General features: G+C 65.5%; 15 protein-coding genes. 12 read left to right on the top strand and 3 right to left on the bottom strand.

From position 1 onward, the window contains the following. Positions 1-47: 47 nt before the first annotated feature. Genes ACHWUQ_RS15680 through cydX form a run of 3 tightly spaced genes read left to right on the top strand, consistent with a single transcriptional unit; the run spans position 48 to position 2,972 of the window. Positions 48-1,649, top strand: a complete 1,602-nt coding sequence (locus ACHWUQ_RS15680) for a cytochrome ubiquinol oxidase subunit I (RefSeq protein ID WP_230776577.1) — start codon at positions 48-50, stop codon at positions 1,647-1,649. Between the two features lie 4 nt (positions 1,650-1,653). Beyond that, entirely contained in the window at positions 1,654-2,808 is a 1,155-nt protein-coding gene (gene cydB / locus ACHWUQ_RS15675; RefSeq protein ID WP_312462754.1) for a cytochrome d ubiquinol oxidase subunit II, read from the top strand. A gap of 29 nt (positions 2,809-2,837) precedes the next feature. Beyond that, positions 2,838-2,972: a cytochrome bd-I oxidase subunit CydX gene (cydX, locus tag ACHWUQ_RS15670; protein WP_021025677.1), complete on the top strand. Its 135-nt coding sequence runs from the start codon at positions 2,838-2,840 to the stop codon at positions 2,970-2,972. Between the two features lie 64 nt (positions 2,973-3,036). Here the strand turns inward: cydX and ACHWUQ_RS15665 are convergent, their stop codons facing one another. Together ACHWUQ_RS15665 and ACHWUQ_RS15660 are read right to left on the bottom strand one after the other, a co-directional pair. Beyond that, positions 3,037-4,368, bottom strand: a complete 1,332-nt coding sequence (locus ACHWUQ_RS15665; RefSeq protein WP_394681686.1) for a murein L,D-transpeptidase family protein — start codon at positions 4,366-4,368, stop codon at positions 3,037-3,039. Between the two features lie 58 nt (positions 4,369-4,426). After that, a complete protein-coding gene (locus tag ACHWUQ_RS15660; RefSeq protein WP_394681685.1) occupies positions 4,427-5,683 on the bottom strand; it encodes a tetratricopeptide repeat protein in 1,257 nt (418 codons plus the stop codon). 450 nt (positions 5,684-6,133) lie between these two features. Between ACHWUQ_RS15660 and ACHWUQ_RS15655 the strand changes: the two genes are divergently transcribed. Continuing rightward, positions 6,134-7,591 (top strand): hypothetical protein, encoded by a 1,458-nt coding sequence (locus ACHWUQ_RS15655; RefSeq protein ID WP_394681684.1) that lies wholly within the window; start codon positions 6,134-6,136, stop codon positions 7,589-7,591. A gap of 128 nt (positions 7,592-7,719) precedes the next feature. Here the strand turns inward: ACHWUQ_RS15655 and ACHWUQ_RS15650 are convergent, their stop codons facing one another. Then, positions 7,720-8,904 carry a tetratricopeptide repeat protein gene (locus ACHWUQ_RS15650; RefSeq protein WP_394681683.1) on the bottom strand — a complete coding sequence of 395 codons (1,185 nt, stop codon included), beginning with the start codon at positions 8,902-8,904 and terminating at the stop codon, positions 7,720-7,722. Positions 8,905-9,392: 488 nt separating this feature from the next. On the opposite strand from ACHWUQ_RS15650, the gene ACHWUQ_RS15645 reads away from it, so the two are divergent. From ACHWUQ_RS15645 to ACHWUQ_RS15610, 8 genes are all read left to right on the top strand, one after another. Then, complete coding sequence (locus ACHWUQ_RS15645) at positions 9,393-14,504, top strand: hypothetical protein (RefSeq protein ID WP_394681682.1); 5,112 nt, start codon at positions 9,393-9,395, stop codon at positions 14,502-14,504. 101 nt (positions 14,505-14,605) lie between these two features. Then, entirely contained in the window at positions 14,606-15,124 is a 519-nt protein-coding gene (locus ACHWUQ_RS15640) for an OmpA family protein (RefSeq protein ID WP_394681681.1), read from the top strand. Positions 15,125-15,190: 66 nt separating this feature from the next. Next, a complete protein-coding gene (locus ACHWUQ_RS15635; protein WP_394681680.1) occupies positions 15,191-16,738 on the top strand; it encodes a hypothetical protein in 1,548 nt (515 codons plus the stop codon). A 300-nt stretch (positions 16,739-17,038) separates the two neighbouring features. Continuing rightward, the gene (locus ACHWUQ_RS15630) at positions 17,039-18,916 is read left to right on the top strand and encodes a peptidase domain-containing ABC transporter (protein WP_394681679.1); all 1,878 of its coding nucleotides are present in this window, start codon (positions 17,039-17,041) and stop codon (positions 18,914-18,916) included. Then, positions 18,913-20,241, top strand: coding sequence for an HlyD family type I secretion periplasmic adaptor subunit (locus ACHWUQ_RS15625; RefSeq protein WP_239811767.1), 1,329 nt, complete (start codon positions 18,913-18,915; stop codon positions 20,239-20,241). The genes ACHWUQ_RS15630 and ACHWUQ_RS15625 overlap by 4 nt, the downstream gene beginning before the upstream one ends. 3 nt (positions 20,242-20,244) lie before the next feature. After that, a complete protein-coding gene (locus ACHWUQ_RS15620; RefSeq protein ID WP_394681678.1) occupies positions 20,245-22,134 on the top strand; it encodes a TolC family protein in 1,890 nt (629 codons plus the stop codon). An 81-nt stretch (positions 22,135-22,215) separates the two neighbouring features. After that, a complete protein-coding gene (locus ACHWUQ_RS15615) occupies positions 22,216-22,392 on the top strand; it encodes a Flp family type IVb pilin (RefSeq protein ID WP_394681677.1) in 177 nt (58 codons plus the stop codon). A gap of 10 nt (positions 22,393-22,402) precedes the next feature. Further along, positions 22,403-22,972, top strand: a complete 570-nt coding sequence (locus tag ACHWUQ_RS15610) for a prepilin peptidase (RefSeq protein ID WP_394681676.1) — start codon at positions 22,403-22,405, stop codon at positions 22,970-22,972. Positions 22,973-22,981 lie beyond the last annotated feature (9 nt).

Raw genomic sequence — 22,981 nt, 5'->3', positions numbered from 1 at the left:
TAGTTTTTCTACCAGATCGAGCACTTACAACACGGAAGGACCAGTTCATGGATCTCGACATCGTCGGGCTATCAAGATTGCAGTTTGCACTCACAGCCCTGTACCACTTTCTCTTCGTACCCCTGACCCTGGGGCTGTCCATGCTGATCGCCATCATGGAGACGGTCTATGTGATGACGCGGCGCGTCATCTGGCGCCAGATGACCAAGTTCTGGGGTGTGCTCTTTGGCATCAACTTCGCCATCGGCGTGGCCACCGGCCTGGTGATGGAGTTCCAGTTCGGCATGAACTGGAGCTACTACAGCCACTATGTGGGCGACATCTTTGGCGCCCCGCTGGCCATCGAAGGGCTGATGGCCTTCTTCCTGGAGGCGACCTTTGTCGGTCTGTTCTTCTTCGGCTGGGACAAGCTCTCGCCGGTCAAGCACTTGATCGTCACCTGGCTCACTGCCCTGGGCACCAACCTGTCGGCGCTGTGGATTCTGATCGCCAACGGCTGGATGCAGAACCCCGTGGGTGCCGTCTTCAACCCACAGACCATGCGCATGGAAGTCAATGACTTCGCGGCCGTGCTCACCAACCCGGTGGCGCAGGCCAAGTTTGTGCACACCGTCTCTGCCGGTTATGTCTGCGCGGCCATCTTTGTGTTGGGCGTGTCGGCCTGGTACCTGCTCAAGGGCCGCCATGTGGCATTGGCCAAGCGGTCGATGACCGTGGCTGCCGCCTTTGGCCTGGCCGGTTCGCTGTCGGTGGTGGTGCTCGGGGACGAGTCCGGCTACCTGTCGGGCGAACACCAGAAGATGAAGCTCGCCGCGATCGAAGCGATGTGGGAGACCGAGCCTGCACCGGCCGCCTTCACTGCCATCGGCTTTCCCGACCAGGAAGCGCGCGAGACCCATTACGCCATCCACATCCCATGGGCCATGGGTCTGATCGGCACCCGCTCGCTGGATACCGAGCTGCAGGGCATCAACGACCTGGTCAAGCATGCCGAGGTGCTGATCCGCGACGGTATCAAGGCCTATGACGCGCTGGAGAAGATCCGCGCAGCGGGCTCCACGACGACGATCTCGCCCGAGCTCAAGGAGCAGTTCGAGGCCAATGGCAAGTCGCTGGGCTATGCGCTGCTGCTCAAGCGCTATGTCGATGACCCACGCCAGGCCAGCGACGCGCAGATCGCCAAGGCGGCTTGGGACACGGTTCCGCAGGTGGCTCCGCTGTTCTGGACCTTCCGCATCATGGTCGCGCTGGGCATGTTCTTCATCGTGCTGACCGCCGTGTTCTTCTACCTTGCGTCGCGCCACCAGCTGGAAAACCGCCGCTGGCTGCTGTGGGTGGCCGTCTGGTCGATCCCGCTGCCCTGGGTCGCCATTGAGTGCGGCTGGTTTGTGGCCGAGTTCGGCCGCCAGCCCTGGATCATCGAAGGCGTGCTGCCCACCGCTGTGGCCGCATCCAACCTGGGCGTGACCACCCTGCTGATCACCATTTTGGGCTTTGTGGCGCTGTACACGGTGCTGCTGATCATCGAGATGAAGCTGATGCTCAAGGCCATCCAGAAGGGCCCCGAGCTGGAGCCCGAGCAGCGTGACCCGCAGCCGCTGAGCTATGCCTCGATCGCCACGGCACAACCTACCTATTCGGGAAAGTAACACCATGATCTTGCATACACTTTTGAACTACGACACCCTGCGTGTCATCTGGTGGGTCCTGCTGGGCGTGCTGCTGATCGGCTTTGCCGTGATGGACGGCTTTGACCTGGGCACCGGCATGCTGCTGCCCTTCCTGGGCAAGAACGATCTGGAGCGCCGCGTCATCATCAACGCAGTGGGCCCCACCTGGGAAGGCAACCAGGTCTGGCTGGTGCTCGGCGGTGGCGCCATCTTTGCCGCCTGGCCGCAGCTGTATGCGGTGTCCTTCTCGGGCTTTTACCTGGCCATGTTCGTCATCCTGATCGGTCTGATCCTGCGCCCGGTCGCCTTCAAGTACCGCAGCAAGAACGAGTCTCCCGCCTGGCGCAGCCGCTGGGACTGGGCACTGTTTGCCGGCAGCTTCATCCCCGCGCTGATCTGCGGCGTGGCCATGGGCAATGTGCTGCAGGGCGTACCCTTCCGCCTCACGCCTGAGCTCTATATCCACTACGACGGCAGCTTCTTCGGCCTGCTCAACCCCTTCGCGATCCTGGCTGGCCTGATCTCGGTCACCATGCTGCTGATGCATGGCGCCGCCTGGCTGTGCATCAAGACCGAAGGTGCGATTGCCGCCCGGGCCCGCACCGTGGGCAGCATCTCGGCCGTCGTCACCGCCGTGCTGTTCGTGCTCGCAGGCATCGTGCTGTGGAAGTTTGTCGACGGCTACAGCATCACCTCGGTGCTGAACACCACCGGCCCGTCGAACCCGCTGTTCAAGACCGCAGCCCACGCCCCCGGCGCCTGGATGCAAAACTACCAGCAGCACCCCTGGACGATGGCTGCGCCCATTCTCGGCGTACTGGGTTGCCTGCTGGCGGCCGTGCTGATCCGCGCCCGCAAGGATGGTCTGGCGATGATCACCAGCGGCCTGGGCATTGCCGGCATCATCCTCACCGTAGGCGCCTCGATGTTCCCGATGATCCTGCCCTCGTCCGTGGATCCGCGCTTCAGCCTGACGGTCTGGGATTCCTCGTCCAGCCACATGACCTTGTTCATCATGCTGGTCTGCACGCTCATCTTCATGCCGCTGATCCTCGCCTATACCAGCTGGGTCTACTCCGTCCTCTGGGGCAAGGTCAATGCCAAGGACATCAACGATGGCAACGGCCACGCTTACTGAGCGCCGCCGCACACAGAAAGGATTCAACTATGTGGTATTTCTCTTGGATTCTCGGCCTGCCACTGGCCGCCGCCTTTGCGGTGCTCAACGCCATGTGGTTTGAGATGACCGAAGACCAGAAGCTGCGCCAGCAGCTGCTGGATGACCCGGACTCGCAGCACTAAGCCGCTGCACAAAGCACAAAGGCCCAAACCTCGGTTTGGGCCTTTTGCTATGGGCTGACCACGGTCAGCTCTGGTTTTGCAGGTCTTCAGAGAACAAGCGCCAGTCCTTGCCCACCTTGCGCCAGTACTGGCGCAGCGACAAGGGCTGGGCCTGTTCGCGGCTCTTGAGCTTCAAGTTGGCAACACGGATCTCGCCCTTGTCGTCCTTCCAGCCGTAGGTGGAGATGTCCTGCAGCTCCACGTTGCGGCCCTTGAACAGCGCGGCCATGCGGTTCTGCCAGGCCTGGCCTTCGGGCGAGGCCGTCCATTGCGGCGAGGCCAGCTGCAAAGCGGCCTGGGGACCGTCCTGCATCCAGGCCTGGTGCCACTGCTGCAGCACTGCCGTGAAGGCCTCCGTATTCTGGCGGTGGGAGGCATCGCTTGGCGCCACCCACTGCAGCTGATCGCGGATCAGAACCGGCGTGAGCTTGTCCACCGTGCGCATCAGTGCGATCAAGTCGGGGTTGGCCAACACCACGCAGCCATCGCTGGCCTGGGGCAGGCGCGCAAACTGGTCCGGCGGCGCGCCGTGCAGCCAGATGCCGCTGCCCGAGCGGCCCATGGCCTTGTCCCAGTCATTGGGGTAGTTCAGTGTGAGGGCGCCCTTGCCATAAAACTCGGGCAGGCGCTGTCCTGCGATCTGACGGCCGATAAAGTAAATGCCTTCAGGCGTGCGCTGGTCACCCTCTTCGAGCTTGCCCACGCCGAGCTTGCCAACGGAGACATAGAAGCTGTCCACCAGCTGCAACTGCCCCTTGTCGTGGCGCAGCAAATAAAGGCGCGACTGGCTCGCATCGATCGCAATGACCTGCCGCACCGAGGGCGACAGCGACAGAAACTCCGCAGGCACCTGGCCAGCAGCGGGCAAGGACTGAGCGCCATGCATGCGGCGGCGGATTTCGTCCTGCAGGCCCTGGAGCTGCTCCAGACTCTGCGCGCCCTGAACGCTGGCGGCAGGAATGGGCAACGGCGCTGCCCCGGCTTGCGGCAGCGGGACATGCTTGACCGGCAGCATCGCAGCCCGCTCGGCCACCGCAGCCGGTGTCAAGGCGCCGGGCTGGCCGGAGCGAAAACGCAGCAGATCGGCATACACCAGCTGCGCCGCCTGAAAATGCGGCACATCGGCCGTCAAGCTGGCTGCCGCCTTGAGGGCATGGTCCAGCTGCTGGTTCTGCACCAGCGCAATGATCTGCACCAGGCGCTCTTCGGCATCGGGTTGGCGGATGTTGGCAGTAGCGGCCCTGGCCTGTGCTGCAGCGCGCGGCGTGGCCGGGGTGCCTGCGGCCAGCGCCGCGCCTGCGGCGGCCACCATGGCTGCGCCAATCCCCGAGCGCCAAAACTGCTTGCAAAAAGGCATAGCCTGCGATTCCTTCTACTGACTTCCGTGCGGACCAGCGCCGATCATAGCTGCCCGATCAGCCGCCGGTGGTCTCGCGCATGATGCGCCAATGGCCTTTTTCCAGGCGCATCACCAAGGTCTTGCGGGTGGTCGTCTTGAGGGAACCGGCCGCATAGTACTGGCGGAACTTGGCCGTCGCCTGGTCGCCGTCGACGCTGACCTGCAGATTGCGCACATTCACCACAATCGCCTGTTTGCCGACAATGCGTTGGCGCCGCTCTTCCTTCCAGGCCGCCAGGCTGCCGCCACCGGCCGGGCTGAACTGGTCGCTGTAGGCGGCCAGATAACCGCCCATGTCCTTCTTCTCCCAGGCTGTGGCCCAGGTGTTGACGGCACGCTCCACATCCAGCTTGGCGGTATCGCGCGCTGGCTTGGGCTTGGTTTCGGCCACAGGTGCTGCCGGTTTGGCGGCTGGCGCGGCGGCCACGGCGTGGGCGGGCTCGGCAGGTGCCGGAGCCGCCTTAGGCGCGGGCGCCGGAGCAGGCGTAGGGGCCGGCGCTGGAGCGGGCGCCGCTGCCGCCTTGGCGGGAGCGGGAGCAGGCGCAGGAGCCGCTTGGGCCACTACAGCCGGCGCAGGGCTCGGCGCAGGCGGCTTGGGCGCGGCCACGGGGGCCGGTGCTGGCACCGGTGCGGGTGCTGGGGCCGGCGCGGGCGCCGGCGCCGGCGGCGGAGGCGGTGGGGCAACCGGTTGGGGCGGCGCATCGGCGCGCGCTTGCACCAAGGCATTCTTGCCATTGGCAAGCGACGCCGGAACAATCTGCGTGATCAACGCCAGTTGGGGCCCCGTTTGCTTGGGCCCGCCTTCCAGTTGCAGCGCCTTCGCATAGGCATCACTGGCCATGCGCGCATAGAGGTCGCCCAGGTTCTGATGCGCCGTCGTGTAGCTCGGATGGGTGCGCATCGATTGCTCCAGCGCCTGCGCCGCCTTGCGGTCCTGCCCATCGGCTGCATACAGCACAGCCAGGTTGTTGTAAGGCTCGGGCATGCCGGGGTAATCGCGGGTCAGCTCCTGGAAGATCCTGATCGCCTGCGCATTCTGCTTTTGCTCGGCCGCAATCACGCCACGCAAAAAGCGCATCTCCACATCGGCGGGTTGCTTGCGCAGGTAGGCGTCGGCCTCTTTGGCAGCCTGGGCCGCCTTGCCCTGCTGCAGCAGCTGGCTCACTTCTGCCACCGCTGGCGATGGCGGCGCGGCCTGCCCGTGCAGCGCTGTCCCCCCCAGCAGCACACCCACACAGACCGCCGCCCAGTGCTGGCGACATAGGACGGGCACCAGAGATCGCAGGGAGGGGCGCGCTGGAGAAGCACTTTGCATGGGGGATTTGTCTCGTTGCAGTGGACCAAAGCCGCAGAAAACAGCCAGAAATCTTGCTTGCCGGTTACGCGCCCCTGAAGGCGGCAAAGGCGGCGCCGGGAGCGCGCGCAAAGCGGGTTGATTATACAGACCGCTGCAGCGGCCAAGCATAGGGCTGCGCGGGCCAGGCGCTCTTGGAACACCGGCCAAACGTTACGTAACAACCGGGGAACACAGCGAGAGCGGCGTGGGCCTTCACAAGCAGGTCCGCACTACCCGGCATAAAAATATCGAAATAAAACAACGTCTTTTCGATTGCAGACATTCTTCCGGAAAGCATGGGCACGCTGGCACGGCAGTTGCTCAGTTCCTTGCAGGCCAGACATTTTTCCACCCAGCCAGCCCTTCACCCGGACCGGAGACCTGCACATGACCCAAAACGCTCCCTTGCTCAGCCCGGAGGTCTGCGATACCTTGTTCGATGCAGCCCAGGAACGCCATCTGTCCATGGAGATCCACAGCGCCCCGGGCCTGAGCCACCAGCTCCAACTGGCTGCACGCTTTGTCGCCCAGCAGGCGGCCGAGCTGCCCAAGCCCTACGATGGCTGCCTGATGTTCTTCACGGTGACCGCACAGCACCTGCCCATCACCAGCTTCTGCACCCACCAGCCCAGCATTGATGAAGCCTGGGCCGAAGGTGCAGCGCGGATCCGGCAGTGGGCCTGGGCATTCAACATCACCAGCATGGAGCTGCGTGTCGACTGGGTGACGGCGGTGCTTCCGCTGGCGGGCGATGAGCCGCAGGATGCGCTGGCTGACCTGCGCCAGTCCTGGAGCCTGGCCGACCATGCGCCGTACCGCGGCGAAATGCTCGCCGCGCTGAGCCAGCAGACGACGCGGGCGCTCTCGCGCCTGCAGCAGTTGAGCGATGCGGTGCCACCCAACACCCAGGCCCGCTGGCATCTGGTGCTGGAAGGCCTGCACCTCTGCCCCCTGGGAGAAATGCGCACCCTGCCCCACTACCCGCCAGCCGCACCACGGCAGAACCGGGGCGACGCGGCACCGGCGATTTACCAGGCTACCCAGCAGCTGCTGGCCCTGAGCCAGAGCGAAGACGGCAGTTGGCCCGAGGCCAGCACCTTGATCGACCACCTTGGCATCACCTACGCACTGCTGCTGACGCAGCGCCAAAGCGGAACCACAGCGGCGTCCTCCATGACTGTGCACCGCGCCATCGCCTACCAGGTCGCGCAAATGCAGCGCTGGAGCCTGCATGAATGCGGCAGCGACCTGCTCAAGGCGATGGGGCTGATCGTGCTGGTGCAGTATGTCCATCTCTACCCGGGCGCCGGCAGTGCCGCAGCGCTGCGGGACCTGATTGGCCTGCTGTCACAGCAGTTGCATGGCAAGACCGGCAACGCCGCCGGTGCCTCTGCACCCTGGGCCCAGTTGGCGCTGCAAAGCCTGCAACTGAGCGGGCAGCAGGCTGGGGATGCACCCGGCGGCGGCGAGCCCGCATCCGCCACGGACTGCCAATGGCTGCATGCAGCCTGGCAACAGATGCACGCCCTGGCACAAGACCAGGAGCACAGCAAGCTGCATCCCGAGCCCTGGGTGGCGACGGCGTTGATGGAATGCTCGCTGCAGCACGGCCAACCCGCGTTCTCCAGCCCGGCGCAGCGCAGCCAGTTTTTCTCGGGCATGCAGTCGCTGTTCAAGACCTGCTACCAGCGCATGGTCTGGCCCAAAGCGGGGCATCCACTGGCCGGCCGCCAGCGCCCTGCCAGCGGTGGCAGCCGCGCGCCGTTGACCGACTGCCGCGTGGCCAGCCAGTTGCTGATCACGATCAGCGCGGCGGTGAATTTCTCCAACCTTGCACGCAACTGAACGCGAACGGCGCGAAAGGCGCGCGGGGCGCGGCGGTCAGCGCCAGCAGTCCGGCCCGCCGCGTTGAGCGCCCCATCCCAGCCAGGCGCCTGTCCGTTCCCGGCAGGCGCCTTTCCTGTCGCGCTGGCTCAGCGCCCGACGGTCTCGCTCACAATGCGCCATTGGCCCTGCTCCGGCTGCAGCACCAAGGTCTTGCGCGTGTTGCTCTTGAGTGCCCCGGAGGCGTAGGCCTGCAGAAACCGCGCGCTGGCACGCTCGCCCTCCACCACCACTTGCACATCGCTGAGCACTACGCTGATCTCGCGCTTGCCCCCAATGCGTTGGCGGCGCGACTGCTTCCAGGCCGCCAGGCTGCTGCCATCGGCGGGTGTGAAGCTGGGGCTGTAGGCAGCCAGGTAGGCGTCCATGTCCTGCTGTGCCCAGGCCTTTGCCCAGGCCTGTACAGCCGCCTGGACGGCGGCAGGGGAAGCATCGGCCTTCGGCGTAGCGGTTTGCGCAGGCGCCGCATCTCCCGCCGGATCGGGGCGGGCAGAAGATAGGGCCGCCTGCGCGCCGGCCAGGGGCCGGGGCGACGCCGATGGGGTGCGCCCGGCGGTAGACGGCGCCGGCGCAGGCTCGGTGGTGCCCAGTGAAGCTGCGGACTGCACAGGCGTCAAGTCTGGCGCTGGCGCGGCCTTGGCTGCAGACACGGGCGCGTCCGCGGCCACCGCAGCCATTGGCAACGCAGCGGCCGGCGCCGCAGACCCCGCCTTCAAAGACGCCATCTGGGCAATCAGCGCCTGCTTCGGAGCAATGCCCTGGCGGCCGCTGTCCAGCTCCAGCGCCTTGGCGTAGGACTGGCTGGCCATGCGTGCATACAGATCACCGAGGTTTTCGTAGGCAGTGGCATAGCCGGGCTGGGCGCGGATGGCCTGGTCCAGCGCATCGACAGCTTTGCGCTCCTGCCCCTGAGCGGCATAGAGCACCGCCAGATTGTTATGGGGCTCGGGCATGGCCGGGTAATCGCGGGCCAATGCCGAAAAGATCTGAATGGCCTGCGGCAGCTGCTTTTGCTCCGTAGCGATCACACCGCGCAAAAAGCGCATCTCTGCATCGGCGGGGTTCAGTTGCAGAAACTGGTCGGCCTGCTGGGCGGCTTGCTCGGTCTGCCCCTGCTCGAGCAGCTGCGCGACGGCATCCACCTCTCGCGCCGCATGGACCGGCAGCGCCAGCAACGCGGCGGCGCTGCCTGTCCATAGTGCGGCGGCCACTCGGGGCAGCCGCGTCTGCAATAACCGGATCGAACGAGAAACAGGGCGAGACGCAATGCGCATAAATGGCTTTTTCAAAGTCATGGGTCAGAAAACGCAGCCGAATGTCCGGCCCGACAGGCACCGGATCAGCGATTTGGAAAAACAGACGAGAAGCAGACGACAGCGGAAATGGTATGCGAGCGCGGCACCTGATTCATTATGTAAATTTTTATGGCTTATCCGGCCCCATGATGCAAATACTATGAACCAACAAAAGTATCAAATATTTACAGATTTGCTCCGCCATAACTCGGGAACGTTACGTAACACCCCACGGAACAACATTGGACATAGCTTGACCACCCTTCCGAATCATAGTTTTTAAATAGCGGATTTTCCATTGATTAATAAATTATCCCATATTTTTCAATCACTTATGAAAAACCAAAAGACGCCAGATAAAAAACAAATCTATGGCACACATGTTGCACAGGCTCCACCCAGATAAGCCTCGCGAGGCGAGTCGGAGCCCTTGCGTTTGATATTCCATCTCCAACAGGACAGAGAACATGACCACCTCTACCGCCCTCCCTTCCAATACCGCAGCTGCCGCACTGGCAACCCACGGCATGGCGTCCCAAACCGGCAGTGGAGCGGCGATGGCCGCATCGGCCAAAGGCACGCCTGCCACGCTGTCCCAGGCAACTGCTGGCGTACAGATCGTGCGCGACGGCCAGACCATGGCAGCGCCGGCAGGCACAGCCTTGCAGGTGGGTGACAAGATCATCGTCCCGGCCGATGGCAGTGCGCAGGCCCAGTTCACCGGCGCTGGTGGCCAGAAGCTGGTCGGTACCTTTGCCGGTGGCACCGAGGCGACGTTGGGCTACCAGGCAGGGTCTGACGGGGCCGGTGCCATGGCGCTGGATCTGGCCTCCGGCAAAGTCGATGTAGCCCCTGCCGGCGATGACACCGACGCGCTGGGCCTGGTGGTAACCCAGGAAACGGCCGAGGCAGGTGGCTCCACATTGGGCGATTTTCTGTTGGCGGGTCTCGTCGGCATTGGCGGTGGCGCGCTGATTGCGGCCGCATTGGACAGTGGGGACGATGACGACGACCGCACGCCTCCGGTCAACCCCACCAATCCAACGAATCCCACCAACCCTACCAACCCCACGGATCCGACCAATCCGACGAACCCCACCAATCCTACGGATCCGACCAACCCCACGGACCCCACCAGTCCAACCAACCCAACCAACCCAACGAACCCGACCAACCCGACGGATCCTACGAACCCGACCAATCCAACCAACCCCACGAATCCGACGAACCCGACCAATCCAACGAACCCTACGAATCCGACCAACCCCACCAATCCAACGAACCCGACTAACCCCACGAATCCGACCAACCCGACGGATCCTACGAACCCGACCAATCCAACCAACCCTACGAACCCGACTAACCCAACCAATCCTACGGATCCCACGAATCCCACGAATCCGACCAACCCGACGAACCCCACCAATCCGACCAACCCGACGGATCCTACAAACCCGACCAATCCAACCAACCCCACGGATCCAACCAATCCGACCAACCCCACCAACCCTACGAATCCGACGGACCCTACCAATCCGACGAATCCCACGAACCCGACCAACCCTACGGATCCCACCAATCCGACGAATCCTACGAATCCGACCAACCCAACCAACCCTACGGATCCAACAAATCCGACGAACCCGACCAATCCTACGGATCCAACCAATCCAACCAACCCTACGAACCCCACCAATCCGACCAACCCCACGGACCCTACCAATCCGACCAACCCTACCAATCCAACTAACCCCACGGACCCCACCAATCCGACGAACCCCACCAACCCCACGGATCCAACCAATCCGACCAATCCGACCAACCCAACGGATCCGACGACTCCTACCGATCCGACGGATGGGCATGGTCTGATCACCTCGGTGGAGGACGTACTGGGCGCGCTGGGCGGTGGCACCTTGGTGGCACCCGTCACGGATCTGGTCAATTCGCTGATCAACCCATCGACGGGAACCCTGGCAGTGGTGACCGGCGTGCTGGAGCAGCTGACCAATACCAATGGCGGTCCTCTGGGCGTGCTGACCGAGCTGGTCGATGGACTGGTCAATATCCAGGACCAGGGGCTCGAGCCACTGGTGGCGACGCTCAACCAGCTGATCGCAGGTCTGGGCGACCCGACCGCTACCGAAGGCATTCCCGGCGTGGTCAACCAGGTGCTGGGCGGATTGCTGGGTGAGAACAGCCCGCTCGGTGAGCTGCTGGCAGGCGTTGGCGGCCTGCTGGGCGGCTTGCTGGGCGGCGGCTCCGGTACGCCTCCCGGTGGTACGGATGGCCCCGGCATCGTGACCACGGTGCAAGAGGTGGTGGATGGGCTGCTGGGCGGCACCGTGGCCGAGCCTGTGGGCCAATTGATCGACAGTCTGCTCAACCCCAGCGATGGCACACTCGCCACCGTCACCGGTTTGCTCGAAGGCCTGACCAGCGTGGAAGGCGGCCCGCTGGGGGTGCTGACCGAGTTGGTCCATGGCCTCACCCAAGTGGACGGCCAGGCCCTGCAGCCGCTGATCGGCACCTTGAACGAGCTGATTGCCGGTTTGGGCAGCATTGGCGAAGGCGGTATCAGCGGTGGCCTCATTGGCTCGATCGTCGGCAGCATCCTGGGTGGCCTGGTGCCAGGCGGTGGCGCCACTGACGGCGGCGTGGTCACCAGCGTGCAAGACGTGGTGGATGGCCTGCTGGGCGGCACCGTGGCCGAGCCTGTGGGTCAATTGCTCGACAGCCTGCTCAACCCTGGCAGCGGCACGCTTGCCACAGTGACGTCGGTGCTCGAAGGCCTGACCTCGGTCAATGGTGGCCCGCTGGGCGTGCTGACCGAGCTGGTCAATGGCCTGACCCAGGTCGAAGGCCAGGCGCTGCAACCTGTCATCGGCACGTTGAACGAGCTGATTGCCGGCTTGGGCAACGTGGGTGAAGGTGGCCTGGGAGGTGGCGTGATCGGCACCATCGTTGGCGGCGTGCTCGGTGGCCTGGTGCCCGGTGGCGGCGCCACCGACGGCGGCTTGGTCACGACGGTACAGGATGTCGTCGATGGTCTGCTGGGCGGCACGGTGGCCGAGCCTGTAGGCCAACTGCTCGACAGCCTGCTCAACCCTGGCAGCGGCACGCTTGCCACGGTGACCTCGGTGCTCGAAGGCCTGACCTCGGTCGAAGGCGGTCCGCTGGGTGTGCTGACCGAGCTGGTCAGCGGCCTGACCCAGGTCGAAGGCCAGGCGCTGCAACCGGTCATTGGCACCTTGAACGAACTGATTGCCGGTCTGGGCACCCTTGGCGAAGGCGGTTTGGGCGGCGGCCTGGGCGGTGGTCTGATCGGAACCATCGTCGGCGGTGTGCTGGGCGGTCTGGTCCCGGGCGGCGGTGCCACCGACGGTGGCTTGATCACCACAGCCCAGGACGTTGTCGACAACCTGCTGGGCGGCACCGTTGCTGAACCGGTAGGCCAATTGCTCGACAGCCTGCTCAACCCTGGTACCGGCACCCTGGCGACGGTCACCAACGTGCTCGAAGGCCTGACCTCGGTCGAAGGCGGCCCACTGGGCGTACTGACCGAGCTGGTCAGCGGTCTGACCCAGGTTGAAGGCCAGGGCCTGCAGCCTGTGATCGGCACGCTGAACGAACTGATTGCCGGCCTGGGTAGTATCGGCGACGGCGGTGGCGGCGGCCTGATTGGCACCGTGGTTGGCGGCGTGCTGGGCGGTTTGACGGGCGGCAATGGCGGCTTGCTCGGCGGCCTGACCGGTGACGGCGGCCTGCTGGGCGGCCTGACCGGTGAAGGCGGTCTGCTGGGTGGCCTCACCGGAGAAGGCGGTCTGCTGGGTGGCGTCGTCGGCGGCAACGGTGGCTTGCTGGGCGGTCTGACCGGTGACGGCGGCTTGCTTGGCGGGCTGCTGGGTTCGGGCTCGGGCGGTGCCGACGGCAGCGGTGTCGTAACCACGGCACAAAACCTGATCGGAGACCTGGTCGGCGGCACGGCCGCAGCCCCTGTCAACGTGGATACCTTGCTGGATCCACAAAGCGGGGTGTTGGCCCCTGTGACCAGCGTGGTGGAAAGCCTGACCAACACCGGCAGCGGCCCGCTTGGCGTCGTCACCTCGGCCGTCAATGGCCTGACCCAGGTGCCTGGCCAGGCGCTGGAGCCGGTGGTCTCTGCAGTGCACGAGGTTGTCGCAGGTCTGAGCGGAGGCACGTCAGGCGGCGCAGTCGGCGGCCTGCTCGGCGGCGTCGTCGGCGGCAATGGTGGCCTGCTCGGCGGTCTGATCGGTGAAGGCGGCCTGCTGGGTGGCTTGACCGGTGACGGCGGTCTGCTCGGCGGCGTCGTCGGCGGCAATGGCGGCCTGCTCGGCGGCCTGACCGGTGAAGGCGGTCTGCTCGGCGGATTGCTGGGCAACGGCTCCGGCGGTGCCGATGGCAGCGGCGTGGTCACCTCGGCACAAAACCTGGTCGGCGATCTCGTCGGCGGAACGGTGGCAGCGCCCATCAACGCGGTGGTCGATACCCTGCTGGATCCGCAAAGCGGCGTCCTGGCGCCGGTGACCAGCATCGTCGAAGGCTTGACCAACACCGGCAACGGCCCACTGGGCCTCGTGACCTCGGCGGTCGACGGCCTCACGCAAGTGCCTGGCCAGGCGCTGGAGCCGGTCGTCTCTGCGGTGCACGATGTGGTGGCGGGTCTGAGCGGCGGCGCATCGGGTGGCGCGGCCGGCGGCTTGCTGGGCGGTTTGACCGGCGAAGGCGGTTTGCTTGGTGGCGTACTGGGTGGCGACGGCGGCCTGCTGGGCAGCGTTGTCGGCGGCGTTGTCGGCGGCAATGGCGGTCTGCTCGGCGGCCTGACCGGTGACGGTGGCCTGTTGGGCGGTGTGCTGGGCTCCGGCTCGGGCGGCGCCGATGGCAGCGGTCTGGTGACCACCGCGCAAAACGTGGTGGGCGACCTGGTAGGCGGCACGGTGGCAGCACCGGTCAACGCCGTGGTTGATACCTTGCTGGATCCGCAAAGCGGCGTCTTGGCACCGGTCACCAGTGTCGCCGAGGACCTGACCATCACCAGCGGTGGCCCGCTTGGTGTGGTGACCTCGGTCGCCGATGGCCTGACCCAGGTGCCAGGCCAGGCGCTCGAGCCGGTGCTCTCGACCGTGCACGAAGTCGTGGCAGGGCTGGGCGGTGCCACCTCGGGTGGCGGCGCAGCAGACCTGGGCGGTGTTGTTGACGGTCTGCTCGGCGGTGTGCTTGGCTCGGCCGATGGCACCACGGGCGGCGTGCTGGCGGGCCTGACCGGCGACGGCAGCCTCGTCAGCGGCCTGCTGGGCGACAACGGCGTCGTCGGCGGCCTGCTGGGTGGCAACACCGGCCTGTTGTCCGGCATCACCGGTGAACAAGGCATCGTCGGCGGTCTGCTCGGCGGACAAGGCCTGCTGGGCGGCTTGCTGGGGGGTACGGCAGCGCCGCACTTCGTGGCCAGCAGCGCAGGCAGTGCGCTGCAGCCGGTGGCTACGGCCATCAGCAGCGTGTCCAGTGGCGATGCACACAGCGTGCTGCCGCAGGACCTTCTGCACCACCAGGCGGCCTGATGCACAGCGCTCCCCGCGCTAAGCAGTGACCCGCTTGTGCCCCATGGGTTCGCAGCGCTTGCCTGGCAACAGGCAAGCGCCGGGCCCGATCAAGGATTGCCATGTTCAAACATTTACCTCTCTCCGTTGCCGCCGCACTGGCCTTGAGCCTCACCGCCTGCGGCACCAGTTCCACCACCGCCAAACGCGAGGAACACATTTACGCGCTGCCCAAACCGGCGCAAACACCCGCCCAATCGGGCGTGGCACCGGTCGTAGCCACCGCACAGCCCGGCAAAAAAGGCCCGGCCGATACCGCCCATATCGTCTATTTCGACTTTGACTCCTACACGGTGCGTCCCGCCGATCGCCCGGTTCTGGAAAGCCATGCCCGCTGGATGCGCAGCAACCCTGGCCAATCGCTGACGTTGCAAGGCCACACCGATGCACGCGGTGGCATTGAATACAACCTGGCGCTGGGCCAAAAACGGGCCGAGTCGGTGCGCAGCAGCCTGCAGACCTTGGGGGTCGATCCCGCGCGCGTCGAAGCCGTCAGCTACGGCAAGGAGCGGCTGGCCGACACCGGCACCAGCGAAGAGGCCCACCAGCGCAACCGCCGGGTGGAGTTCGAGTACCGCTAAGCGCCGCACGGCATGGCGCGCAACCGCACCATGCCGATTCTCTTGTCTCAGCCCCCTGGAGGCCCCGTGTTGGCGCACCAAGCATCCCACCGCTGGAGCACACAGCCCAGCCTGGTCCAGCAACTGGGCCTGGGCCTGGACTACCTGAAAACCCGCACCAGCCCGCTGCCCGAGCCCTTCGGTGATTGCATCCTGCTGCTGAGCGTGGCCACGCCGGGTGAGCCCGTGGCCACCTTCTATGTGCGCCGCGCCACCCTGGATGCCGCGTGGCGCGCAGGCTCGACCCAGGTGCGGCAATGGGCCTGGAGCCGCAGCCTTGACTGCCTGGAGTTGCGCATCGACTGGCCCCTGCAAATCAGCGCGTTGGAAGCCGCCGCCTCCGTTCTACCGGGCCCGCAGCCCGCCGTGTCGGCCTGGGCGCTGGCCGATGAGAGCCTGGAGCAGGTCCAGCTGCTACCACCGCAGCACTGGCCAGCAACGGCGTCAGCGCCCCGCAGCTGGCTGGCGGGGGGCGCCCAGCAGCCAGACAGCCTGCCCCGCGCGCACTGGTTGCTGCATCTGCAAGGCCTGTTGGTCAACAGCGAGGGCAGCCTGACACCGTTGCCACGCGCGGGAGCCGGTCCGTCGCGCAGCAGCGGGCCGCTGGAAGCCGCAGCAGCCACAGCCGGCCCCCCGCCGGGAGATCCCAGTCTGGCGATACTGCAAGCACTGGCCGCGCCCGAGCCCGCCTCAGACAGTTGGAGCAGCGAGCGCCTGGACGCCTTTTGCGCACGGCTTTATGCGCTGCTGCTGGTACAGCACCACTACCAGCAGCAGGGGGGCGACGGCCCGGCAATGCCGCAGCGTGGTCTGTCCCAACTGCTGGGTCGCGCAGCGCTGCAGCTGTGCGAATACATCAGGGACGAACAGGCGGAGCGCGCGCAGCGCCTGAACCATGCGCTGTGCCTGCTGGTACTGGCCCGCTATGCGCAGGCCGAGTCCGACGCGCTGGACAGCGTGATGCCCGCAATGGCGCAGTTGGCCCGGCGCATAGCAGCCCTTCAGCCGCTGCCCGAAAGCGACTTGCAACCCCCGTTGCCCACACCCAAACCGGCCGCACTGGCACCCGCCTGGCGCTTGGTGGCACTGACCGCCTATGCAGGCTGCCTGGGCGCCGCTGGGCCACTAGCTGCGGCAGGCACTGCCGTACCGGCGAGCAACACCGGCCTGCACAGTGACGCCAGCCCCACCCGCATGGTGGCGCCCGAGATGGCGGCGCTGGAAGCACTGACCCGGCACTGGCTGCAGTGGCATCTGCTCGCCCATGGCGGTGCTTCTGCACCACAACCCGATTGGTCCGTGATTGCCGTGGCCGAGCTGGCCTTGCAACCGGCGATGGCCGCCGCACGCCGCCATTTGCAAAGCTGCAGTTGGCTCGCAGCGCTGCGCCAGCCGTTGCGCGCCAACCTGCCGCAACGCATTCACCCGGAAACAGCGATGTTTCTACCGCCCGACACCCGCGAGTACACCGCGTTTATCGATCCCTTTGCGCATGCCGATCCGTCCCAGGCCAGCAGCTGGCGCAGCTACCAGTGGATTCACCATATCGCTGTCCCGCAATTAATCAATTTTTGATTAGCAAGCACTATTAATTTGTTGAACATTTACATAGAAAAAAACTTCAACCACTCCGTTCCGCCAATATTTAATCAAACCCTATATTAAGTATCTGGGCGGGTGACATTTGCCATAAAAAAATACAATTTCTTACCACCTACCATCCGGGATATGTTTGATAAAAATCAAAGTAAATTAGAGCAATGGGTGAACCAAACAGCGGTTGGTTCTACGACTTAATAACAAAAACAAATAAATAGATAAGAGTATTTGTGCAGTGCAGCAGTGGATAGCTGAGAGGAATTGGGAGAGACCTACATGATCGAGTACCTGCTACCCCGCGCCTTGGTGTCACGCACCGAAGCCACGGCGCAGGCCCAGGAGGCCGAAGCGGCGACCGCCAGCCCGTTTGCCTCTGCGATGGCGACGTCGTTTGCCCATGCCAAAGGCCATTTGCACCAGGCCGTCTGGCTGTCCCTGCCCATCAGTCTGCTCGGCCTTCTGCCTTCCATCTTCTTGCTGCAGGTCTATAACCGCGTCATCTCACGCGGCGGCACGGCCACCCTCACCGCCATGGTTGCCGGCGTGCTCTGCATGCTGGCGCTGGAGCTTTACCTGCGCCGCAAGCGTGCCCGTGCGCTGCGCGAAGCCGGCGCCACGATTGACCGCGAAGTCTCGCAAAGCCTGATGCGCTCCATGCTGGGCCACCCGCTGCTCACCTTGGAGCAGCGCTCGGCCACGCAATGGTTGCAGCTGTTCCGCGATGTCGGCTCGATGCGCTCGTGCATCTCGGGCGGCGTGGCCTCCTCGGTGCTGGATCTGCCGATGGCCCTGCTCGCACTGATCGTGATCGGCATCATCGCCTGGCCGGTGCTGCCGGTGATCGTCGTGGCCATGGTCATCCTGGCGGTGCTGGCCTGGTGGTGGGCCGACGAGGTGCGCAGCGGCCGGGTCGAAGAAGTCGAGCAGGCGCGCCAGTTGGACCGTGGCACGGCCGAGATCTGCAATGCACGCGGCACGCTCAAGGTGCTGGGCTATGACGCAGCAGCCCAGCAGGCCTGGCAGTCCGGCTATGACCGCTGGCTGGCCGAGAGCTTCGAGAAAAACGGCGAGATGGAAAACGCCAAGGAAACCAGCCATGTGCTGCTGACCTTGTTCTCGGTCGCCGTCATCACTGTGGGTGCCTTGGCCATCAATGCGCAGTGGATGAGCATCGGCAGCCTGATGGCCGTGAACCTGTTGTCGGGCAAGGCCTTGGGCCCGATTGCCCAGCTGGCCAGCAACTGGCGTTCGCTGGCCCGCGCCAATGAGGCCACTGCGCGCCTGCAGGATGCGCTGGAGGAGCCGCTGGAGCCCGATAGCCAACGCATCGCGCTGCCCCGGCCACGCGGCGTGTTCCGCCTGGAACAGGCCAGCTTCCAGTACCCATCGGGCCATCTGGCGCTGGACAACGTGTCGCTGCAGATCGGCCCCGGCGGCATCCATGCAATCCTGGGCCGCAATGGCGCCGGCAAATCCACGCTGGCCAAGCTGCTCGCCGGTCTTTACCAGCCCACGCAGGGCACCATCTCCATCGACGAATATGACATGGCGCAGTTCCCGCGCAATGACCTGGGCCGCTGGGTCGGGTGCCTCGCGCAGCAGACCTACTGGTTCAGTGGTCCCATCGTCGATATCCTGCGCATGGTCAGCCCCGATGCCGATGACGGCCAGATTCTGGCGGCCTGCCAGCTGTCCGGTGCGCACGGTTTCATCAGCCGGTTGCCCCAGGGCTACCAGACGGTGCTTGGCGAAGGCGGCGCGGGCCTGTCCGCCGGCGAGCTGCGCAAGCTCGGCCTCGCCCAGCTCTTTCTGCGCAACCCTTCGGTACTGATCCTCGACGAGCCGAGCAATGACCTCGATTTCGAGAGCGAAACCGCGCTGCTGCAGACGCTGCGCCAGATTGCGACCAAACACACCGTCATCATCGTCACCCATTCGCTGCGTGTGGCATCGCTTGCCCAGCATATCTACCATGTGCGCGGCGATGGCCAGGTCGACCAGGGCCAGCCCGAGCAGATGCTGCCGCTGCTCTTTGGCGTCAGCCACAAGCCAGCGGCTGCTGCCAATGAGGCCACCGCATCGCGCAGCGCTGCTGCCGCCGCCAAGCCATCACCGGCATCCGGCCCGGCCCAGGCCCAGGAGTTGGCATCATGACGGCCCGCTCCCTCCATGACCTGCCCCAGGTGCTGCAAAACCTGGAGCGCGCACCCGATCCCGGTACACCCGCACCCGGCCGCAACCAACGCCGTATCGCATTGGCGGCCTTGGCCGTGCTGGTGATGGTGGGCCTGTTCTACCCCGTGGAGAACGTCGTGGTCGCCACCGGCCAGGTGATTCCGTCGGACCGCGTGCAGACCGTGCAGCACCTGGAGGGCGGCATTGTCACCACCGTGCATGTGAAAGAAGGCCAGGAAGTGCACAAGGGCGAGCCGCTGCTGGAGATTGACCTGGGCGGCAGCAGCCTGAACCTGGAGCAGCTGACGGCCCGCAGCGCCACTGCGCAGGCCAGCCGCACGCGCTTGACGGCCGAGAGCCAGGGCCTGGCGCTCAAAGCCTCGGACTTCCCCAAGGAGCTGGAGAACAAGATCGTGCGTGCCGAGCTGGGCGCGTTCTCGTCGCGCGCGCTGGAATACCAGGGCAGCCTCGCGTCCAGCCAGGCCATGCTGTTGCAGGCCAGAGGTGATGTGGCCCAAAGCCAGGCCCGTATTGACGGTCTGCGCAGCAGCCTGGCGCTGCATGAGCAAGAGGCCGCCATCGCCCAGCAGCTGGCGGCCGAGCAACTGATCGGCCAGCTTGAAGTGCTGGACAAGCAACGCGCGCTGACCTTGGTGCGCACCGATCTGGCGGCCGCCACGCAAAGCCTGGTCAGCAACCGTGCCAAGGTCGAGCAGGCGCAGGCCAAGATTCTCGAAACCCAGGGCGCGTTCCGGCGCCGTGCCTCCGAAGAGCTGGCGCAGACCGAGCGCGAACTGCTCAGCCTGAGCGAGGACCTGTCCCGGGCGCGCAACCAGCGCAGCCGCACCGTGGTGCTGGCCCCGACCGACGGCGTCGTCAAAGGGCTGCGCAGCTCGGGCGCGGGCTGGGTGGTCAAGCCTGGCGAGGCAATCCTCGAAGTCGTGCCCGACAAGGACGAGGTCATCGTCGAAGCGCGCCTGAACCCGGCCGACCGGGGCTATGTGCGTGCCGGCCAGGCCACCAAGGCCAAGGTCAGTGCCTATGACTACCTGCGCTATGGCTTTGTGCCTGGCAAGGTCACGCTGGTATCGGCCGATGCCGACCACGACCCGAACGTGCCCGATGCGCCTTCGTATTTCCGGATCCAGGCCAGCCTGGCCCAGCCCTGGGTCGGCCGCAAGGACAACCGCATCACCACCGGCATGCAGGCCGAGCTGGATCTGCTGCTGGGCCGCGAGCCCTTTATCTGGTACCTGCTGCGCCCCGTGCTGCATATCCAGAGCGAAGCTTTCCGGGAGCCTTGAGCCATGCGCCTCTTTGCCCCCCTTCTCCCCAGCTGTCAGCCGGCCCACTACCTGGCGGCGCAGCCCCGGCTGGCTTGCCCGGCAGGTGCCGAGCCGCAGGGCTCTGCTGTGTGGGGAATCGTCTGTGCGCTCACGATGGCCTTGGCGGGCAGTGATCTGCAGGCCCAGGGCTTCTCCGATGGCACCGTGCCCGCGCAGGACAACAGCCTGCACGATGCCCCGCCGGTGCTGGAGATGCCGCTGCGCGTGCAAAGGGCTGAGCCTGCGCTTGAAAGCCCAGTTTCCGCGCCTGAGGTGGCCAGCCATGCTGCGCCAACCACCCCTGCAGCACGGCCTGCTCCAACGGCAAACGCCCCCGTTTCCCCCGCCAGCTCCAGCCCGGCTGCCGCATTGCAGATGGCGCCCAAACTGATGCCCGGCACGCTGGCGGGCAACGCATCCCAACAACAACTGCTGGCCGCGCTCTACGCCATGCTGAGCGACCACCCCGATGTGCGCAAGGCGCGCGCCGCGGTGGAATCGGCGGGCTACGACACCCATACCGCAGAAGGCGCACGCTGGCCCACGTTCAAGCTCGGCACCTCGGCCGGCAATGCGGCACTGCCCCAGGGTGGGCGCCGCAGCTCCTACACGGCAGTGAATGCCGAAGTGCGCATGAACCTGCTCGACGGCGGCGCCATCAGCGCCGGCATCGAATCGGCGCAGGCGATGGAAGCGGCCCAAAGCAGCGCCCTCTACACCACGCGCCAGAATGTGCTGCTCGACGCATTGTCCGCGTTGCTGGAGCTGCACCGCTTCCAGACCAAGGCCCGCATTGCCGCCGAATCGGCCGAGATCATCGGCCAGCTGGCGCGGGTGGAGGAGCGCCGCGCCGAGTTGGGTGCCGTCGGCCGTAATGACCTGCGCCAGGCCGCATCGCGCCGCGCCAGCGCCCTGGCCCAGCAAAATGCCCTCGAAGCCCAGCGCATCGATGCGCAGGCCCGCTTTACCCGTTACTTCAACTACATCCCCAGTCTGTCCTGGCTGCCCGAGCCCCAGGTGCCCAGCTTCTGGGTGCCGACCAATGAGCAAGCCGCGCTGCTGGCCGCCGAAAACCAAAGCGCCGAGCTGCGCGAGATCGCTCATCTGATCGCGCGCGCCCAGGCCGAGGTGGACCGCAGCAAGGCCCAGCGCTGGCCCACGGTCGCGGCCGTCGTCTCGCACACCCGCGATCCCAAGAGCGTGCTCTATACCGAAGGCACGCGCTATGGCGTCGAGCTGAACTGGAACTTTGGCAATGGCTTTGAGCTGCGCGACCGCATCCTCAAGGCCATCAGCGAGCTGCAGGCGCAGCAGGCCCAGCAAGAAGCCGTGCGCCGCCAGGTGCATGAGGCTGCCTCATCGGCCTGGGGCCGCTGGCAAGCGGGCCGCGCGCGCGAAACCCAGCTGCGCGATGCCGTGCGCGAAGCCAGCGCCGCCTTTGACGGCTACCGGCGCCTCTTGGAAGTGGGCCGGGGCAACCTGTCGCAGGTGCTCGATGCCCAGCTCGATGTGCAGCGCCTGATGCTGGACGCCGCCGACGCCATGTATGACCAGCGCATCAATGAACTGCGCCTGACCCGCACCACCGGCCAGTTGCTGCCCCGCGACTTGCCCGAGCACTGGCTGGACCAGCTCTTTGCCCAGCGCTCTGCGAATGCCCCCGCGCCTGCCGCTGCGCAGCGCCCCTTTGCCGGCCCTGGCCCCGCGCCGCTGGCCAGCAGCCGCGCAGCCCCTGCCCGGCCCGGCACACCCTCTACCTCCCCCCCTGTTTTGACGGCACAGCACCTGCCGCTGCGCCTGGACCACCGATGGGACGCGCAGTTGCTCAGCCAGCCGCAAGGCCCCGGTGCAGCACGCGCTCTGCGCTGGTAAGAGGTACGGGTTTCCACAGCGACAGGCGCTTGCCCACGCCTGCCACTGTTTTTCAGCTGGGCTATGTAAATGGAGAGCATCATGACCAACATCATCAAGAACTTCTGGAACGATGAAGAAGGCGCGACCGCCATTGAGTATGGGTTGATTGCGGGGCTGATTGCTGTGGCGCTGATTACCGCACTCACCGCACTGGGTGGAAATCTGAATGATCTGTTTGATCGTATTGGAGCGGCCCTGGACGGAATCACCCCATAAGTTGATTGACATGGCAACCACTGCCTCTACCTGGATCCTGCTGCTATGGCTCATCGCCATAGCAGTCATGGACTTGCGCAGCCGCAAGGTGCGCAACTGGATGGTGCTGCTGGGCCTGGCCACAGGCCTGGCAGCACTGTTCGGAGGTGCGCAACCGTTCGATCTGTTGCCCTGGCAAGGCCTGGCAGGGATGGCGGTGGCCTTTGCCGCCTTGCTGCCGCTTTACGCCATCCGCTGGATGGGTGCAGGCGATGTCAAGTTTGCGGCGGTCGCCGGTCTGTGGTTTGGTCTGTCTGCGCACCTGCTGGCGATCTGGCTCGGAGCCAGCTTGCTGGCCGGCCTGCACGGCATGGCGGTACTCGCATGGCGCAGCCTGGTACGCAGTCCCCAAGGGGCCATGCTGCAGGCCAAGCTGCCTGTGCGTTGGGCACCGCTGCTGCAACCCGCTACGACAACTGGTACCGACGCCGCTGCATCCAACCGCCCATCAGGCCCCGCACGCAGCATCCCCTATGCAGGCTATATGGCCCTGGTGGCCATCGTGCTGCTGATGCGTAATGCAGGTCCCATCACCGGATAAAGGCAAGCA

Source organism: uncultured Comamonas sp., from assembly GCF_964277875.1.
GTDB classification, from domain to species: domain Bacteria; phylum Pseudomonadota; class Gammaproteobacteria; order Burkholderiales; family Burkholderiaceae_C; genus Comamonas; species Comamonas sediminis.
This window is presented reverse-complemented; position numbering and strand designations above follow the sequence as displayed.

Excerpts from the sequence above, each read along its gene's own strand:
- ACHWUQ_RS15680 (WP_230776577.1), top strand. The coding sequence starts at position 48 with ATGGATCTCGACATCGTCGGGCTATCAAGATTGCAGTTTGCACTCACA.
- cydB (WP_312462754.1), top strand. The coding sequence starts at position 1,654 with ATGATCTTGCATACACTTTTGAACTACGACACCCTGCGTGTCATCTGG.
- cydX (WP_021025677.1), top strand. The coding sequence starts at position 2,838 with ATGTGGTATTTCTCTTGGATTCTCGGCCTGCCACTGGCCGCCGCCTTT.
- ACHWUQ_RS15665 (WP_394681686.1), bottom strand. The coding sequence starts at position 4,368 with ATGCCTTTTTGCAAGCAGTTTTGGCGCTCGGGGATTGGCGCAGCCATG.
- ACHWUQ_RS15655 (WP_394681684.1), top strand. The coding sequence starts at position 6,134 with ATGACCCAAAACGCTCCCTTGCTCAGCCCGGAGGTCTGCGATACCTTG.
- ACHWUQ_RS15650 (WP_394681683.1), bottom strand. The coding sequence starts at position 8,904 with ATGCGCATTGCGTCTCGCCCTGTTTCTCGTTCGATCCGGTTATTGCAG.
- ACHWUQ_RS15645 (WP_394681682.1), top strand. The coding sequence starts at position 9,393 with ATGACCACCTCTACCGCCCTCCCTTCCAATACCGCAGCTGCCGCACTG.
- ACHWUQ_RS15640 (WP_394681681.1), top strand. The coding sequence starts at position 14,606 with ATGTTCAAACATTTACCTCTCTCCGTTGCCGCCGCACTGGCCTTGAGC.
- ACHWUQ_RS15630 (WP_394681679.1), top strand. The coding sequence starts at position 17,039 with ATGATCGAGTACCTGCTACCCCGCGCCTTGGTGTCACGCACCGAAGCC.
- ACHWUQ_RS15625 (WP_239811767.1), top strand. The coding sequence starts at position 18,913 with ATGACGGCCCGCTCCCTCCATGACCTGCCCCAGGTGCTGCAAAACCTG.
- ACHWUQ_RS15620 (WP_394681678.1), top strand. The coding sequence starts at position 20,245 with ATGCGCCTCTTTGCCCCCCTTCTCCCCAGCTGTCAGCCGGCCCACTAC.
- ACHWUQ_RS15615 (WP_394681677.1), top strand. The coding sequence starts at position 22,216 with ATGACCAACATCATCAAGAACTTCTGGAACGATGAAGAAGGCGCGACC.
- ACHWUQ_RS15610 (WP_394681676.1), top strand. The coding sequence starts at position 22,403 with ATGGCAACCACTGCCTCTACCTGGATCCTGCTGCTATGGCTCATCGCC.